At 43.6% G+C, this 17,552-nt stretch carries 13 protein-coding genes; 5 read left to right on the top strand and 8 right to left on the bottom strand.

The genetic code is table 11. The features are described 5' to 3' along the window. Positions 1–71: 71 nt before the first annotated feature. From BLT07_RS07790 to BLT07_RS07775, 4 genes are all read left to right on the top strand, one after another. Entirely contained in the window at positions 72–761 is a 690-nt protein-coding gene (locus tag BLT07_RS07790) for an SGNH/GDSL hydrolase family protein (protein WP_091867474.1), read from the top strand. A gap of 51 nt (positions 762–812) precedes the next feature. Beyond that, positions 813–2,531 (top strand): phytoene desaturase family protein, encoded by a 1,719-nt coding sequence (locus BLT07_RS07785; protein ID WP_091867472.1) that lies wholly within the window; start codon positions 813–815, stop codon positions 2,529–2,531. Between the two features lie 218 nt (positions 2,532–2,749). Continuing rightward, positions 2,750–3,520, top strand: a complete 771-nt coding sequence (locus BLT07_RS07780) for a hypothetical protein (RefSeq protein ID WP_091867470.1) — start codon at positions 2,750–2,752, stop codon at positions 3,518–3,520. A 117-nt stretch (positions 3,521–3,637) separates the two neighbouring features. After that, a complete protein-coding gene (locus BLT07_RS07775; RefSeq protein ID WP_091867469.1) occupies positions 3,638–4,156 on the top strand; it encodes a DUF7935 family protein in 519 nt (172 codons plus the stop codon). Positions 4,157–4,168: 12 nt separating this feature from the next. On the opposite strand, the gene BLT07_RS07770 is transcribed toward BLT07_RS07775, so the two are convergent. Then, positions 4,169–5,080, bottom strand: a complete 912-nt coding sequence (locus BLT07_RS07770; protein WP_091867467.1) for a patatin-like phospholipase family protein — start codon at positions 5,078–5,080, stop codon at positions 4,169–4,171. 77 nt (positions 5,081–5,157) lie between these two features. Beyond that, on the bottom strand, positions 5,158–7,278 hold the full coding sequence (locus BLT07_RS07765) for a M1 family metallopeptidase (RefSeq protein WP_091867465.1): 2,121 nt from the start codon (positions 7,276–7,278) through the stop codon (positions 5,158–5,160). A 118-nt stretch (positions 7,279–7,396) separates the two neighbouring features. Here BLT07_RS07765 and recG point away from each other — a divergent pair, with 118 nt between their 5' ends. After that, the gene (gene recG, locus BLT07_RS07760; RefSeq protein WP_091867463.1) at positions 7,397–9,502 is read left to right on the top strand and encodes an ATP-dependent DNA helicase RecG; all 2,106 of its coding nucleotides are present in this window, start codon (positions 7,397–7,399) and stop codon (positions 9,500–9,502) included. 63 nt (positions 9,503–9,565) lie between these two features. Here recG and BLT07_RS07755 read toward each other — a convergent pair whose 3' ends face one another. The 6 genes from BLT07_RS07755 to BLT07_RS07730 all read right to left on the bottom strand — a co-directional run bounded on the left by BLT07_RS07755 (position 9,566) and on the right by BLT07_RS07730 (position 17,474). Beyond that, positions 9,566–12,373 carry a DUF5011 domain-containing protein gene (locus BLT07_RS07755; protein ID WP_091867462.1) on the bottom strand — a complete coding sequence of 936 codons (2,808 nt, stop codon included), beginning with the start codon at positions 12,371–12,373 and terminating at the stop codon, positions 9,566–9,568. Positions 12,374–12,633: 260 nt separating this feature from the next. Beyond that, positions 12,634–13,173, bottom strand: a complete 540-nt coding sequence (locus BLT07_RS07750) for a conjugal transfer protein TraO (protein WP_091867460.1) — start codon at positions 13,171–13,173, stop codon at positions 12,634–12,636. Further along, positions 13,170–14,210 carry a DUF4138 domain-containing protein gene (locus tag BLT07_RS07745; RefSeq protein ID WP_091867458.1) on the bottom strand — a complete coding sequence of 347 codons (1,041 nt, stop codon included), beginning with the start codon at positions 14,208–14,210 and terminating at the stop codon, positions 13,170–13,172. Before BLT07_RS07745 ends, BLT07_RS07750 begins: the two co-directional genes overlap by 4 nt. 287 nt (positions 14,211–14,497) lie before the next feature. Continuing rightward, positions 14,498–15,856 (bottom strand): DUF5458 family protein, encoded by a 1,359-nt coding sequence (locus BLT07_RS07740; RefSeq protein ID WP_091867457.1) that lies wholly within the window; start codon positions 15,854–15,856, stop codon positions 14,498–14,500. A 5-nt stretch (positions 15,857–15,861) separates the two neighbouring features. Further along, a complete protein-coding gene (locus BLT07_RS07735) occupies positions 15,862–16,314 on the bottom strand; it encodes a hypothetical protein (protein ID WP_091867455.1) in 453 nt (150 codons plus the stop codon). A gap of 272 nt (positions 16,315–16,586) precedes the next feature. After that, positions 16,587–17,474 carry a hypothetical protein gene (locus BLT07_RS07730; protein ID WP_091867453.1) on the bottom strand — a complete coding sequence of 296 codons (888 nt, stop codon included), beginning with the start codon at positions 17,472–17,474 and terminating at the stop codon, positions 16,587–16,589. Between the last annotated feature and the right edge of the window lie 78 nt (positions 17,475–17,552).

Below are 17,552 nucleotides of genomic sequence, written 5' to 3'. Positions count from 1 at the left end.
CTCTGTGTTATAACCATTCAACAGCGGTGCTCGGGGAGGATTCAGAGAGATACACTGATAAAAAAAGAACCATGAAAAACTTAAAATCCACTTTACTTGCCTTTTTAGTAGCCCTAGGCCTTGCCGAAGGTATTCAAGCCCAAGACTGGCCCAATCTTAAGGAGTTTCAGGAAGCTAATCAAAAACTAGGAACACCCGCCGCCGATGTCGACCGTGTAGTGTTTATGGGCAACTCCATCACCATAGGATGGCTCAACAAAAGACCGGAATTCTTCGAAGGAAAACCGTACGTGAACCGAGGAATCAGCGGACAGACCACGCCACAAATGCTCATCCGTTTTCGTCAGGATGTCGTCGACCTAAAACCCAAAGTAGTAGTCATTCTCGCCGGTACCAACGACATTGCGGGAAACACGGGGCCCTCGACTTTGGAGATGATTGCCGATAATATCAAATCAATGGCGGAAATCGCCCATGCGAACGGAATCAAAGTAGTGCTCTCTTCTACCCTGCCCGCTTTTGACTATCCCTGGAAACCCGGAATGGAACCGGCGCCTAAAATTATTGAACTGAACAAAATGATTAAAGCTTATGCCGAGGAAAAGGGACATATCTATCTCGATTATTTTTCCGCCATGGCAGATGACCGCAACGGACTCCCCAAAAAATACGCGGACGATGAAGTACACCCAACCGTCGCAGGTTATAAAGTGATGGAGCCTTTAGTTGAGAAGGCGATTGAGGAAGGCTTGAAGAAATAGGTTAGGTACTCCGTTTTGGACGAATTAAACCTTTAGTGATTTAGACCCCACATGGCTTCCCAAAAAAAACAGCCAGAAAATAGCGATACCCCTGCTTTGGATACTCCTGAAAAATGGGATACCATCGTCATCGGGTCCGGAGCCGGTGGTCTCGCGGCCGCAATCTGCTTGGCGCGCGCCGGTCAAAAGGTACTGGTACTCGAACAACATGACGTACCAGGCGGCTGGTGCCATAGTTTTTACCTCAACGGACATCGGTTTACCCCAGGAGTTCACTATGTAGGGCTTTTGGGCGAGGGTGAATCCACTAGTGACCTGTATCGAGGATTGGGTATTGCCAACGATTTGGTCTTTTTCCGTATGAATCCCGATGCCTATGAACACGTTCATATCGGGGAGGAACGTTTCGATTATCCGGCTAATTTTGAAGAATTGGTCGATCGTTTGTCAGTTCGTTTTCCCAAGGAAGAGAAAAACATCCGTAAATATCTAGAACTTACCCGAAAAGTCAGCAAAGAACTTTATTCGATGCCTTATATAAAGGGTTTTTGGCAAAAATTGACCCTGCCGTACCGCACCCGACATTTTGGCAAATACGGACTTTTCAGTCTTCGTCGGGTCATCGGCTGGCATATTAAAGATCCGCTATTAAAAAATATGCTTAATGTTCAATGTGGCGACCATGGGGTATCACCCTCCAAAGTCCCTTTCGTGTTGCATAGCGCGCTGATGTACCACTATTATCAGGGCGGATATTACCCCATGGGCGGTGGCGGCGCATTGATAAAGGCCATGACCAATGCACTAAAAAAACATACCGGTGAAATCCGGACAAGTACCGGAGTCAGCAAAATTATTTTAGAGGGCGAGCAACAGAAACGTGCGGTCGGAGTGACGTTGGAAAACGGGAAGCAACTATTTGCGGACCGCATCGTATCCAACGCCGATGTCGGAATTACCTACAATTCATTGATCGGAAAGGAAAACTTAAGTCCCAAATTGCAAAAGAAACTCTCCAAGACCAAATATTCCTGCACCTCGCTCATGCTTTTTTTGACGGTGGATATGGACGTGCGCAAAGCGGGATTGGATTCCGGAAACCTCTGGTTGATGCCCGAAGCAGACGGCAACGATCCTTTCGAACAAATTCTCAACGCCGATATCGATCAAGGCGATGCTTTCGAGGCTATGTTCATCAGCTGCACTACGCTTAAAGATCCCGCAAGTTTTGATGGTAAGCATCACTGTATCGAAGCTATCACCTTTATCGACTATAAAGCTTTCGAAAAATACAAAAATGAGGATGCGCAACGCACCCAAGAATATCTGGACTTCAAAGAACGTCTTACCCAAAAAATGATCCGAGGCCTTGAAAAGGAGGTTCCAGGCATAAGCAATCATATCGTGCATAAAGATTTGGGCACGCCCATCACGAATGAATACTACATCAACACTACCGACGGCAACGTATATGGCACCGAAAAAAGTTTGAAAAACATTGGCCCGTTTGCGTTCAAAGCCAAAAGCGAAATCGAGAATCTGTATCTCTGCGGTGCCAGTATCCTTTCACATGGAGTAGCCGGCGCCTCCCATTCCGGGGTCGATACCGCTGCACAAATTTTAGATTGCCATCCCGATGAACTGAAAGCTCCTTCTGAAAACCAGCACTTAAGAATCTATGAGGCAGAAGATGCATCCGGTTATCCGGAATGGATGATCAAGAAAATAGAGGTTAAAAGGACTAGGGCGCTATCCAAAGTCATAAAATAGCAAATTTCATTAGGCTACATACAATACAATAGCCCTTTGAGCGTTCCAATCGGGATAGCATCCCTTGATGAAAACACCGTTTTATGTAATAGGTACTTCCATACCCAGAGAGCGAATATTTCCACAAGAAAAAAGAATGCTTTATTTTTGCGCGGATTTATGACATACATTACCTACTAAAAAATTAATTTAAAAATTTCCCCTAAAATCAATAATTAATGAAGACATTCCTAACAACACTTTTCCTTATAATATGTACCTCCGTGACCTTGCAGGCCCAAAGAAAAAGTGAATTGATCGAAAAAATAGAAAGCTTGAGATCGCAATTGGACTCTATTAAATCAGAAGTTTTAGATGCTAGAAGAAACGAAAAAGTAGCGGAGGCTAGGGCGACTTCCTTTGAGGCCCAAGTGGCAGACCTTCAAGCATCGAATAATACGCTGATGTCGAACATCAGCAATTTTACGGCGGTTTCAAATAAAAATTCTGATATCGCGAACAGCGCCATCGAGAGCCTTCAGGCGACCGAGGGTAAACTACGGTCTATCAAAAATGCCATTGCCAGTAATGACTCGACCATAATTGTGGTCTTGACCAACGTAAAACAGACCTTGGGAGAAGAAGCCAAACTTGCCGTATCGAATGGGGCCATAGTCGTTTCAGCGGATTTGGCCAGTCTCTATGGAAGCGATACGGGCATCAAATTAACCCCCGAAGCAGAAGCATGGGCAGAAAAAATAGCGAACGTTTTAAAGGCCAATCCTACCACGGCGTTGGATATTGAAGGGCTCAGTATGACCGGTGACCTGAATGTGCCCGCACAGCAGGCTCTCGCGCTATCGACTGTACTACAGGACAAATTTGCCATAGCACCCGAACGCATTACTGCCATTGGAAGAGACGGAAACCTGAAAGAAGGGGTTCAGTTAAAAATACACCCAAAGTTCGACGACTTTTATTTGATGGTCCGGGATGAAATGAAGAATTGAGCCGTAAAGGTGGCGGCGGTCAGCCGTGATGGTAAAAAGTTTATCTGAATCTGACATACTCCATATAATTTTTACGATATTAATTCGTTCTACATCCAGTAACCAATTCAAAGAAGTATGTCTGGAGAAGGAATTTTACAACTATTCGGTTTTTTGCTACCTGCCGTCGTAACCGGTATGGTAGCTTTTTACTTTTTTAAGCTTCATACCAAGAACGAAGAAGGCCGTCGACGTTTTTTACTTCATAAGGATACCCAAAAGAATACCCTCCCTATCCGTTTACAGGCATACGAGCGTATGGCGTTATTTTTAGAACGCATTGCCATTGCCAGCCTTGTTGTTCGCGTAGCGCCAAAATCTGCGGATAAAAATGCCTACGAGGCCCTGCTCATAAAAAGTATCGAAAACGAGTTCGATCACAATCTATCACAGCAAATCTACATGACCGACGAGTGCTGGAACATTATCAAGGCCGCTAAAAGCGCAACGGTACAAATGATTCGTAAAGCCGCCATGAGCCAAACCGATTCGGCAGACAAATTGCGCGAAGATATTCTTACCCAAACCATGGAAAAGGATTCACCCTCTGCAACAGCCTTGTCGTTTGTCAAAAAAGAGATCGGGAATCTTTGGTAGGCAACTGCCCACTTACTCCACTTCCGGCTTAATCTGATTCAGTTCCGTATTTTTGAACTTGGCAAAATTAAAACCACTCTCCCACCAAGCCGTCATTTTTTCTTGGTCAAAAATAAGAGAATTCGTAGTGAGCACCGTGGGTGTATAATAGAAATTGATAATAGCGTCGTTGTGGTTTGCCACGTATTTTCCGATGCGGATGTTCTGGTGCTCGATGCGGTCGAGCATAAACTCAAACATAGTGGTCATCAACGAAAAAGGATTCCTTGAAGGAAGGCGGTTTAAATGGCTGACCTCAGTCTGTAGTACGATGACGTCGACACCGGTCGCCCCACGTTTAATAGCTTCCTCGATAGGTACCATATTCCCCAATCCCCCATCAGCATATTCGCATCCATTTTTACGCACCAAGCTCATAAAGGGAGTATAATTGCACGAAATCCAAATCCATTCGCAGAACTCCTCGTAATCATAATCGTTGATGTTTTTGTACTCTACTTGGTTCATTGAAAGGTTCGAGACCGTTACAATAATTTCCATCGGACCCTGCTTTAAATCATTGAATTCTTCGCGAGTCAGCGTATTTTTTATGAGTTCGTGAAGATTGTGGCTCTCTCCAAATGTCTTTGCTCCCTTGTAAAAATTCTTAAGTACGTTCCAATGGTCGATACCAATGGTATTTACGCCGTACTTTTTTTGAATCGTAAAGGGGCAGTTACTAAAAATACTATCCTGATTGACCGAGGTATAGACCTGCTTGATCTTATCGATTTTTTGCAGGGCCAGATGGGAAATCAGCAGACTTCCGGTAGAGGTGCCCAAAAATAGATCGTAAGTGTGGTGCAGCTCCTGCATCAAATATTGTGCAACGCCGCCTGCAAAAGCGCCTTTGCTACCACCGCCGGAAATGACCAATGCTCTCATGGAGATTTTTTAATGGTTCGTGTTTACTGGTTAAAGCTTGTCGTCCGATATGTTTAAAAGTGAAGGTTACTTCATTCTCAATACTCAATACTATTCAGATAACGCAATTCTTCACTGTTTAGTTCTTTTGTAAGGTTTTTAACCCGTTTTTTATAATCCGGATCTTTCAACAATTCATTCAATGTATCCCGTGCGAATTTCTTGAACTGCCAAGAATGATGGGTTGTGGCCTGAATCAAATCCTTTAGGTTTTGGTCGGTAAACCCAAAGGCTTCTTTCAAATAAAAAAAAGCGCCCTGCCTAATCTCAAACGAATATCGGGGGTCGGTATAGCCACTTAATTCATCAAAATACACCTTGGTTTTGCTTCCCTGATAATCCTCTGTGAGCATGGCCAAGGTTAGCCATAAAAGACGTAGATTTTTATTGGGGAGTCCGAGGAGTTCCCTCGTTTTATCCAGATACATTTTTCTGTCTTGCGGATACGCTTGCCAAAGTTTGAACAGCGTGTTTTCAACGGTAACATAGCTCTTGTCGTTCAATAGGGATTCAAAAGCTGCTTTCGGATAACGTTTGATATCATCTACCAGGGAAAGCGCCTGCCGTATGGTAACCGTATCGGAAGCAAATGCCTTTTCGATGATTTCTTCGGAAAGGGTATTCTGATATTTTTCTAGGATATATTCTTTCAAATGGATGGATGGGCTGCTGTTCCAGTATTTCGCGTAGTCGATACTGTCACGCGGCGTCTTACTCAAATCTCTTTCCATATCATAAAGTAGCCTTAAGGATGCGCAATGCGCGGCAAGTCTTTTTTTGGCCCCGTCATAAGGGATGCCTGAATTATCCAACCAATTTTTTTTAAAATCGGATAGATCGCTACCGGATGCATTTTCCATTTCCTCCAAAAAATTCGACACCGTTACATTTTTAAAGCTGTATTTTTGCAAGTACTTTTGGATGCCTTTGCGAAAAGCTTTGTCCCCTAGTTGCTCACGCAGCATAAAAAGTGCCAAAGCTCCTTTCTCATAAAAAGTCAAACTACTGGCTTTCGGATTGAGCAGGCTTTCTCCCTCCCCTTTTACGGCCATACTTTGAAGTTGCATCAAAGTGATATGCAATTTCCAGTAAAAATGATCTTCGCCGAAAATTTCCCTTTCCGCTAAATAGGCATAGTACGTAGCAAAACCCTCTTGAAGCCAATGGTGGTTGCCATCCTTTTCCGTCACCAGGTCCCCAAACCATTGGTGCGCCAGTTCATGGGCGTTGACATTGACATAGTTTTTATCGACGAATGCGGTGGAATCGATGACATAGCCATCCGAAAAAATCGTAGTTCCCGTATTTTCCATACCAGCGTACAGAAAATCATGAACGGGAATCTGTTTGTAATTCTGCCAAGGATAAGGAACTCCGATTTCATCCTCTAGAAAATCAAAAATCCGTCGGGTATACCGATAGGTAGGTTCCGCCCGTAGGCTATCTTTCGGATAATAAAAATTCTGTATCGGGATGCCACTTTTGGAAACCAGCTCCTGTTTTTCGTAGTTTCCTATTGCAAAAGCTAAAAGATAACTACTCATGGGATGCTGCATATCGAACTGCCAGCTTTTTTTTCCTGTGGAATTCCTTTTTGCAGATATCAGTTTTCCATTTGCAATCACCTCGTACGAAGCATCAAAGGTGATATTCAGGTCGAACTCCACCTTTTCCTCCATGTCATCAAAACTGGGCAGCCAGTGGCTGGTGTATTTGCCTTGGCCTTGTGTCCAGACCTGCTTTTCGGAGGGTACGGCCCGCCTCTCAGGTGGTACGGCATGTTGATTCTCCATATCCCGATCATCCCAACCCAAAAAATAGACTGTTTGCTTCGGGATTGCCGAATAATCAAGGAACAGTTTATACGACCGTCCCTTTTTGAACTTTTTATGAATGGAAATAATTGTATCCGTATTGGAATATTCAGCATTGGCCCCGTTCAGCTTGACGGTAGAAAAGTGCATGTTTTGGGCATCCAGAAAAACCGAATCCACATCCGACAATACCTTGAACGTGTAGGCCACTTCACCTAAAATCCGTTTTTCTTTGGGAAGAGTTCTTATTACAATCTCGCCCCGAACAAAGTCGACCTTATCTTGATGTTGCGCACTTATGAAAAAGGATTCAAGCAGGACTAGAAGGAAAAGAAATAACTTCATAAAGCAAAGATATCGGCATTTTAGAGGAAAATTACAACAATTGTCCTAGATATCGGATACTTAGAAGCTACTCCTTTTAATACTTGCGTTTCAATTGCCGAACTTCTATTTTAGCTCTATGAACGCCAATTTTTTACAAACCCCGATTGCCTACCTCAAAGGGGTAGGCCCGAACCGGGCCGAAACCTTGCAATCGGAACTGGGCATTCAGACCTTTCAAGACCTGCTCAATCTCTTCCCCAATCGCTACATCGACAAAACCCAATATTATAAGATAACCCAGCTACAGCGCAGCAGTGCCGATGTGCAGATTCTTGGAAAAATCGTCCATATTAAAACCGTCGAACAAAAAAAAGGCAAAAGATTGGTCGCTTCCTTTATCGACGAAACCGGTGAAATGGAACTGGTCTGGTTCCGGGGACAAAAATGGATCCGGGAAAATCTAAAGCTGAACACCCCCTACGTCATCTTCGGAAAATGCAATTGGTACAACGGCCAGTTCTCGATGCCGCACCCCGAAATGGAATTGTTGACCGAGCATGAACAGGGACTCAAAATCGCAATGCAGCCCGTGTATCCTTCCACAGAAAAGCTGAGTAATAAGGGGATTACCAATCGAGCGATCAACAAATTGATGCAACAGTTGTTCATGGAAACCAAGGGACGATTTTCGGAAACCCTCTCCCCTGCCCTTTTGCACGAGCTGAAACTGCTGCCGAAGAGTGAGGCGATGTTCAACATTCACTTTCCAAAAAATCAGGAGTTGTTGGCCAAGGCGCAATTCCGGTTAAAATTCGAAGAGCTCTTTTACATCCAATTGCAGCTACTTTCAAAAAAAATGCAGCGGAAACAAAAGATCAAAGGCTATACCTTTGACCAGGTCGGGGAACTTTTCAACGATTTCTACGCCCACCATCTTCCTTTTGAACTGACAGATGCGCAAAAACGGGTCATCAAGGAAATCCGTTCCGATTTGGGCAGCAACGCCCAGATGAACCGCCTGTTACAGGGCGATGTCGGCTCTGGAAAGACCATTGTGGCCGTAATGATCATGTTGCTCGCCATCGATAATGGTTTTCAGGCCTGCCTGATGGCACCCACTGAAATTTTGGCGAACCAACATTACAACGGAATTAAAGAACTCCTCCAAGGTTCCCATGTAACCTGTGCCCTATTGACCGGTTCCGTTAAGAAATCCGCCCGCCGGCCGATTCACGAACAGCTCGAAAACGGCGAACTTCAGATTCTGATCGGCACCCATGCCCTGTTGGAGGACAAAGTCCAATACAAAAATCTAGGCCTAGCGATCGTTGACGAACAGCACCGCTTCGGTGTGGCCCAGCGCTCGAAGCTTTGGCATAAAAACGAGATTCCGCCCCATGTTCTTGTTATGACGGCCACCCCCATTCCACGTACCTTGGCGATGAGCCTGTACGGAGACCTTGATATTTCCGTAATCGATGAACTTCCTCCGGGAAGAAAAGCGATTAAGACCGTACATCGGTATGATTCCAACCGTCTGAAAGTCTTTCGATTTATCCGAGACGAGATTAAAAAGGGAAGGCAGATCTATATTGTTTATCCCCTAATACAGGAATCCGAAGCCATGGATTACAAAGATCTAATGGACGGTTATGAAAGTATCGTTAGGGATTTCCCCCTACCCAATTATCAAATCTCCATCGTACACGGCCAGATGAAACCGGCCGACAAGGACTATGAGATGGAACGTTTCGTAAAAGGCGAGACCCAGATTATGGTCGCCACAACGGTAATCGAAGTAGGGGTCAACGTGCCCAACGCCTCGGTAATGATCATCGAAAGTGCCGAACGTTTTGGGCTATCACAACTACACCAGTTGCGCGGTCGCGTAGGACGAGGTGCCGACCAAAGCTATTGCATCTTAATGACCAGTCATAAACTATCTTCCGAAGCAAAGACCCGTTTACAGACCATGGTCGCCACCAACGACGGCTTTGAAATCGCCGAAGTCGACCTGCGTCTGCGGGGACCGGGAAATTTGATGGGCACGCAACAGAGCGGTGTTCTTAACCTTAAAATAGCGGATATTGTCAAGGACAATGACATTTTAAAAACTGCCCGCTATTATGCCATCAAACTTTTAAAGGAAGATCCGGGGCTGGAACATCCCGATAATCTGATCGTTCGGCATGGGTATGGGCAATTGGTGAAGTATAAGAATATTTGGAATTATATTAGTTGATTTTTGACTACTTTATCAATTAGATATGGTCAGCCAGAGTAACTACTAAATTGCCGTCCATATTTAATTTGTGGGTATACTACTCCCTGCCGTGCCTGCATTCATGCTATAATTTTGACTTTCATTATTGGATGCTATAGTCAGTTGGGTGCTATTACTACTACCCCCTCCGTAATGGTTTGCGGTAAACGAAACCTGGCCACTAGCCGGCATAATGAAGGTATAGCTATCCGTAGACCCACAACCGGTACCCGTGCCACCCCAGCATGTATTCGCGCTTCCGCCACCTCCGCTGGCCGATCCGGTTCCGGAACCACTACCACCTGAAGAAAGCGTCACTGTAACGGTTGTACCTGCCGGAGCCCTATATATTCCAGTACTTGGATTGAAACTGGTAACAAGCGGTGTAACCTCTACCGTTCTGCTCTTTTGCAATGCGGTATTTCCGGCGTTATCACTTACAGTGTAGGTCACAGAATAAATCCCCACACTATTGGTATTCAAGTCCCCTCCGACAACTACCCTATCGGTAAGGTTTCCGTCAATGTTGTCCGAAGCGTAATAACCCGGCTCAGGAAAGTTCCGATATACTTTCATACTCACCATGCCACCGGAAAGTGAGATGACCGGTGGAGTGGTATCGACTACCTCTACGGTCCGTATTTTTTGTACCGCGGCATTACCAGCGACATCGCGCACGTCATAGGTTATCGTATAAGTACCTAAAGCGTTGGTGTTTAGATTACCCCCAACCACCACGCTACCGGTAATGTTACCGTCAACATTGTCGTTCGCGGAATATCCGGGTTCTACGTAAGTTTGACCAATACCGACCGTTATAATGCTGCCCATAAGTTCAATGACTGGAACAGTGGTATCAACTACTTCGACCGAACGGGTTACTTGCACTGCCTCGTTGCCAGAAGTGTCGCCTACATCGTAGGTCACGGTATAGCTTCCTACAACATTGGTATTCAGGTTGCCGCCGACCGTAACATTACCCGTTATGTCGCCATCCGCATTATCGATAGCGGAAAATCCGGGTTCGCTATATTCTTCACCAACCTCCATCGTTACGCTAGCACCGGTAAGTGTTATAACCGGAGCGATGGTATCCACTACTTCTACCGTTCGGGTTACCTGCACTGCGTCGTTGCCCGCCTCATCAGTTACATTGTAGGTTATCGTATAATCGCCTACTGCTTTGGTGTTTAGATTACCACCAACCGTTACCTTGCCAGTTATATTGCCATCTAAGTTGTCCAAGGCGGAATAGCCCGGCTCCATATAGGTATCACCGACCGCGAGACTGAGGCTACCCTCTGCAAGTGTAATCACGGGGGAGGTTGTATCCGCTACTTGTACTATTCTGGTGACTTGAACGGCAGGGTTACCAGCCGCGTCGGTCACGTCATAGGTAACGGAGTAATCGCCCAATTGATTTATATTTATAGCGCTGTTGTTGACAATAACCGCACTTGTCACATTACCATCAAAATTATCTGTAGCAGTCGCCCCTAGTTCCGCATAGGGCTGACCCACTTCGATTATTTGAGGATTGTTACCGGTCAGGGTTATAACCGGCGGCGTCGAATCTACCGGGGCATTAATAATTACGCGTATCACCCATTCTTGGACAATTCCTTTTTCAGATATCACCTTATAGGTGACCGGATTTTCAAAATTCTGTGGTATCGTCCGGGCGGGCGAAACAGTAGCCGCAGAGGATACGACCAAAACAGTCGGGGCGACTACGACCTCAGTACCAAAGGGAACGCTCAAGGTAACCGAATGGCTAACGTCATCGGGAATGGAAACTTCAATCTGCCCTTTTATCTCGAAGGCCAAAATATCGTTGTCTGGGTTTCCAGAGTCATCCCCCGCTATCACCTCTACCGTTCTTACAACTTCAACAGCTGCATTGCCTGATGAATCACTTACATTATAGGTTACCTTATATGTGCCCAATCGCGACATATCGACCTCGGAAGTATCTACAACGATATCCCCAGTGATGTCGCCATCCACATCATCCAAAGCTTGGACTCCGGGGTCTTTGTAATTGCTACCCCTTTGAACCGTTAAGGGATTGTCTCCCAACAAGGTTATTTCGGGAATTACTGCATCCACAATTTCCTCCAATACCTCAAACCCAAGTTTGACACTAAATTCTTCGCCATCGCTCCCTTTCAATTCAAACAAAAGTTCCACCATTCCAAGTGCGTCGGGCGTAAAATTCAAGGAATAGGTACCGGGGACTATAGGTTGAAATCCGTCAGATTGGATGTCGACCTGTTCGGAGTGTCCGGTGAGCGTACCCGAACCTGCTACTAAGTGGTACCTTCTTTTATAAGTTGCAGCGCTATTGGCTTCGGATTTTTCGAATTTTACCGTTATATGTGCACTGTTGCCCAACTCGATTCGTTTAACCGGACTCGTAGCCGTCCATATAACAGGCGGTATCTCCGCAATGGAGTAATCGATTTCGACTTCCTCGGTAAACCCATAATTATCCGTTGCTATTACCTTTACGAGATGATCTCCAGGTTTAATTCCTACATACATCATCGTAGTGGACAGCGGGTTCAAGGCAATATCCTCATTTTGGGCAAAAATAGTACCCAATCTGTCCCGAAAATGACCCTCTCCCTTAGAAACTGAATAAGAGTACGAGTACGAAAATTCCTCCAGTATCTCTTCGGGCACTACGGTTACTGTGGTAGGTAAATCTTCATTGACAAAGCCATCGGACTTGTGCTGCTCGGTCACGTTGAACTCGACCTCGGTCTTAAGATTAATCTCTTTGGTACAGGCAAGTAAAATAATGAAAATCGAAAAAATTATAGCCGTAGATTGAATAAGGTTTTTCATCGGTTTTCCCTTGGGGTATTGATATTAACCGATGTTAGCCATGCTTTAGTATCTATCTTGGTTGAAATGCGGATTTTTAGGATGTGTAGGCGTTTTTTTGAAAATAGGTACTAAAAGAAATGGTTCGCCACCTCCCGTAAAACGAACTTTGGTCGATCCACTTCCCGATAAAATGTACATTCTTATTAATCTTTTGCATTCAGAAAGAGGCTAGGATGAGAGTAAATATTTCCGACCGAGAATAAGCCAGTGGAATAAACTTAAAGATTAAAATAATAGCGTAAGCCGACCCCGGAAAAATTGGTGAACTTTCCAAAATCACTGTTGACATGATAAAATTGTGAAGACTTCACGACGAATGAAATATGTTCGCTAACGATGATATCAAGATCAATAGTGGCCATTCCCCCGTAAATAAACTTGCTATTACCATCAAGAGAAACTATGTTCGATATATCGCCGTTGCCGTTATTCACCAGTTCGTATCCGGCAATGCCACCCCCGCCAATACTAAGGGACTGCATTTTCCGATTTCTACTGTACACGGTAAGAAAATAGGAGTAGCTCACCGTAAAACTTGAGTAGGGCACGCTGGTCTTCTCAAAATTGAACGTGGCCATGGAAACATCAAGGCCGATTTGTGTAAAGGTGATTTGGCTAAGATTTGTATTGTACGTAATCTCGCCGCCATAACCTTCTCCAAAAATACCAGCGTTCACAGAAACAGTATTGGAGTAGCTTTGTGATTGGGCAAGCACTGGAAAAAGAAACAAAATCAGAAAGTAGGCTTGTGGTTTCAATTTGTGGGTGCGTTAATTTGTTTATTATCCAGCGGTAGCATCACCATTCTATTGTTTTCCAGTTCATCTAGAACAACATATACTTCTTCCTTTTTCGAAATGGTAAATCGTTTAAAGACAAATACCACCTCGTTAATACTTTGGGGGTCGATTTTATCCTGAAGATTAAAAACATAGATTGGTTTCATGATTTTCTGTAACTGACCAACCCCCTCTTTATGGAAAAAACTCAATCCGTTTACGCTGTATTCCTTTCGGGAATTATTCTCGACCTGGAGCACAAAATAGATTTCGTCATGATCTGTCAAAATATTGTTTAACTTCAGCACTACCCGTTTGTTCTGACGGAAAGTACGCATGAAAATAGTCTTTTGCAGATAGTTGTTTTCGCAAAATATACGGTAGTATTCTTCTCGGTCGTTATCATACAAGTCACCTTCGCCATCACTTGATCCTAGTTGGTCATGTTTGGCATCTTGAAAGCCTCCATCATCCGCTATCAATGGGGCTTGAAGATTTAAGGAGCTATTATCTGTCGGGTCCGATGTTTCCGAGTCGAAAGAGGTATCATTGGAGGGCGGTTCAATGGATTCTATGTATGCGATATCGCTTTTATCAGTTTCTTCCGTCCCTGAATCCATCTTTAGCTCTTTGTTTTCAAGTAGTTCAGGTCGCAATTGATGATTTGGGATGCGCCCCATTGCCCTATCGAGGGCCAGCATAAAATTGAAGGTTTCTATTTTTTCGGAATATTGAAGAACAAAAGAATAGATATATCCATCAACGGTGATTACCGTAAGATTACTCGGACTGCCATTTTTTCCGCTTAAAAGTCCTATGCTAGGATCATCGTTCTGATACTCGAACTTGAAATTATCCGCAGGATCAATAGTCTTGGAAATAGCGGATGGAAAAAATAGGGTTGTGGTGGAATGCTCATTCGCCAAAAGCGCAACAGGCTTCGTGTCTTGAACTTGACCCAAGCAGCCAAAACAAAAGCATACGTTCAATAAAAAAATAATAAAGCTGCTCTTCATGATTACTAATAAAACCGTAAAACCTACTCAATATTGTTGACTTTGGATAAAAGGAATGTAGTATTCGACCACTTGCAATAGGTTTTACTTCCTACTTACTTGTACCAAAAGAGTCGAATTGCTTGCGAACCTTTCAGGGTGACCAACGGATGGCACTGGACTTTATCGCACTTTTTCTCAAAAAAAAGGGATTTTCTATCCGGCGATTATAAACGCTAGAAAGTAAATCCCTTTAAAATTTGGAAATATGACCTTTACAGATATTGCCTTTAGGCACCGTTAGTTATTTATGTTTGTGCATATTCCGTATCCCAATCGGTACCTTCGTCGCCTTTTTGTCCATCCATTTTAATCAAAAAGTTTTTGGCGGGAAAATAAGGTTTAAGACGAATGTCCATATAAATACGGTCCTTCTGTTTCTGGTCTTGCTCGAATCTACGGATTTCGAAATTTTCGATCAGTTTATCAGGTCCGGTAATATCGTCTAGAAAGCGCACGATTTGTGTCTGTATTTCGTTTCTGGTCTTTGTATTGAAATTCTCGAAAGCCCTTCGGTTTAAAAAGTCCATCAAAACTTTGGCGACATAGTCGAAAACACGTACAACAGAGTATGTCTGTAAGCCAAGGTTGTCACCGTTGAAGAGTGTTTTGGCCGAAAAGGCCATAACCTTACCGTATTCGTTGACCATAGGCACAAGTCCGAGATTTTCAAGATTTGCAATTTCGCTTTTTCTAAGATCGAAACGCACCCCATCGACCTCACTTAGTCCGCCATGTTTCTTACCGGCGGTTACCTGAGACATCAAAGTCTTGTAAATTTTACCACCTAAAGCGCCCGAAGGGGGAACGTGTACATCGTCTTCCTCGCCCACTTCGTCGTGTTTGCCACGGCCAACCAACCAGTTACAGGTCATGATGGTATTGGATAGGAACGGGTCACCACCGGCAAGATTAGCACTTTCGAACATCTCCATGACATCGTCCGGTTCATCTAAATGTGCAAAATCGGTAATCAAGGTCACCTTGTTTTCATAGGCAATCTTCGCCCATTTATCTACTACTGATTTGGATCCCAAGTAGCCAGGCAAAACCAGAAGACCGTAATTTTCCCTAAGATCCAAACGGTCATATTTATCGACCAGTTCTTCACGAACGTGGTCGATGAAACGGGTATTGTCCAAATCGGAAAGCTGTTCCAGTTCGGCATTCATGATGGATACGTTCTTTAACGAAGGCATATCCGTATTCTTATAAAAAAGAGCTACTGACCGATACGAAGTTTCGAGTTCCCGTGTTTCTGCAAGAGCAGCCTTTAAATTTTTGGTAAGTACCTTTTGAGACTCTTGGGCCTTGTCGTCAGCGGCTTGTACCAAACCTATAATATCTTCACCCGATTTTAGGGTATCGGACCAAAGTTGCAAAGTTTTAAGCAATTCGCTACGTTCTTGCCTTTTACTGTTTTCGGAAAGGAACATTTTCCGTCGGGCCTTTCTATCCGGATTTAAGTTCTGTACCCCATCAATGGCAGATTCCAAAAGATCATAGCCACCGTACTTTACGAATTCATCCGATTTTTGCTTTATCTGCTCCGCGTAGGGCTTATCGCTTAACTTTGCGGTTTGCTGAATATTCTGTGGGTCTGCCATTTCTATTATTTATTGGTTTTGATTTCTTCGATTAGGGCATCTATAGTATCCACCAAAGATTGTTTGGCATCGGTATCCTCAAGAGCGACCTTCAAGATTTTATTGGTCTTCAATTGCTTGATAATGTTTTTATACTGGTCACTTTCAATTTCGAGCTCCTTTAAAAAACTACTGTTATTAATAATACCTTTCTTGCCGAAATCTCCTAAATTCCTGAATTTAAGACTTTCGTTTACCATACCCCCATTTTTATCCGCAAAGGGAATTTTTAGTTCTGGTTCAAAATGTTCAAAAACGTCTTCTACTGTTCGTAGTCCTTCAACTACTTCAGGTTTTACCGGGGCGTTCGGGGTAAGTTTTCCAGCAATCAGAGTTCTGTTCTGTGGTATGTCGTTCAGGGCTTCGTTAGCATCGCCTTTCACTTCATTACCGCCAATACCTACGTTATCAATAGCCATAATATTTAAAGTTTATGTTTTAATCGTTAAAAATAGAAATGCCATACGCATCAAATTTTACAATACATGATTTTACCAGTCTATAACTGTTTTTTTTGCTTTGTATTGTATATTATTCTATCAAGAGGTATGTAATATCGATAAAATGCTAATAGATTTATGATGGCGATGAGTGTAGTAAAATCCTTAAATGATGCTTTTGATATAGGGAATAAAAAAGGGGCCGACTTTTTCAAGTCGGCCCCTTTGTATTAAATGGAAGATAATGTCTCCTATTTCATTGTGAATTTTGAAGTACCCAGTAATTTCAAGCCTTCGTCATACACGTTCACCATATAATTTCCCTCCTGAAAATCACCGGTTGGCTTGCTGATATAATCGCAAACATCTAAAGACTTATTTTCATAATAGAAGCTGGTGCCCTTACTGTAGGTTACCGAAGCCCCATCATCATTTGTCTTTGAATAGCTTTCGCCCAAGACGTTGCCCTGTGGATCAAGTACCTCTAAGTAAAACTCCCTATCACCGGCCTCGGCGATAACGTTATCGGCAACGGTAAAACATATTTTAAATTTATCGGCTCTTTTGGCCCTGTTGGTCGAAGATAATTTTCCGCTGTTACGCTCTTTGACGGCGTCAACGTTGAATTTAGCAAGGTTCAGTGCTGATCCCTTTTCTACCGCATCGGCCAATTGCGTATTTTGCACCACTAAAGAATCGTTGAATACCGTTTGTTTCTCCAACTCCGTGTATGTACTATCACGTTGCATGGCAATTAAAGTATTCGATTTCTGTAAAGAATCGACTTGCTTTAACAACTGCTCCCTTTCCGCTTTCAAAACACCCACTTGCCTTCTATAACGGGATAAGGAAGAAATGTCGGCCTTCATATTCTGTACCGAATCGATGTATTTAGAAATGTTGTCACGTGCGGAAACCAATTCCTCGTTCGTAGCATTACTCTCCAGAATCGCTTTGTCGTATTCGGATTTTAAGCTATTGAGATCCTCGACTACCAGCTGCTTTTCTTGAGTCATTGCGGTCTCGGTCTTTTTCTTGTCCTGGTAAAGACTGACCGTGTAGATGATGGTTCCTAAGAGCACGACACCCAGTAAACCTGCCAACACCTTTAGTCCGTTGTTATTTTTTGTTTCAGTCATAATGTGAAAATTAATTACTTGATTTGCTTGTTTGTAAATATCCCTGTTATATACGGTGGGATGTTATTTTTAGATTTT

The organism is Pricia antarctica (genome assembly GCF_900101815.1).
GTDB classification, from domain to species: Bacteria; Bacteroidota; Bacteroidia; order Flavobacteriales; family Flavobacteriaceae; genus Pricia; species Pricia antarctica.
The sequence above is the reverse complement of the archived record's forward strand: the minus strand, read 5'-3'. Positions and strand labels throughout refer to the sequence as shown.

Bases quoted from the DNA above. Each gene is read 5' to 3' on its own strand.
- BLT07_RS07790 (WP_091867474.1), top strand. From the start codon at position 72: ATGAAAAACTTAAAATCCACTTTACTTGCCTTTTTAGTAGCCCTAGGC.
- BLT07_RS07785 (WP_091867472.1), top strand. From the start codon at position 813: ATGGCTTCCCAAAAAAAACAGCCAGAAAATAGCGATACCCCTGCTTTG.
- BLT07_RS07780 (WP_091867470.1), top strand. From the start codon at position 2,750: ATGAAGACATTCCTAACAACACTTTTCCTTATAATATGTACCTCCGTG.
- BLT07_RS07775 (WP_091867469.1), top strand. From the start codon at position 3,638: ATGTCTGGAGAAGGAATTTTACAACTATTCGGTTTTTTGCTACCTGCC.
- BLT07_RS07770 (WP_091867467.1), bottom strand. From the start codon at position 5,080: ATGAGAGCATTGGTCATTTCCGGCGGTGGTAGCAAAGGCGCTTTTGCA.
- BLT07_RS07765 (WP_091867465.1), bottom strand. From the start codon at position 7,278: ATGAAGTTATTTCTTTTCCTTCTAGTCCTGCTTGAATCCTTTTTCATA.
- recG (WP_091867463.1), top strand. From the start codon at position 7,397: ATGAACGCCAATTTTTTACAAACCCCGATTGCCTACCTCAAAGGGGTA.
- BLT07_RS07755 (WP_091867462.1), bottom strand. From the start codon at position 12,373: ATGAAAAACCTTATTCAATCTACGGCTATAATTTTTTCGATTTTCATT.
- BLT07_RS07745 (WP_091867458.1), bottom strand. From the start codon at position 14,210: ATGAAGAGCAGCTTTATTATTTTTTTATTGAACGTATGCTTTTGTTTT.
- BLT07_RS07740 (WP_091867457.1), bottom strand. From the start codon at position 15,856: ATGGCAGACCCACAGAATATTCAGCAAACCGCAAAGTTAAGCGATAAG.
- BLT07_RS07735 (WP_091867455.1), bottom strand. From the start codon at position 16,314: ATGGCTATTGATAACGTAGGTATTGGCGGTAATGAAGTGAAAGGCGAT.
- BLT07_RS07730 (WP_091867453.1), bottom strand. From the start codon at position 17,474: ATGACTGAAACAAAAAATAACAACGGACTAAAGGTGTTGGCAGGTTTA.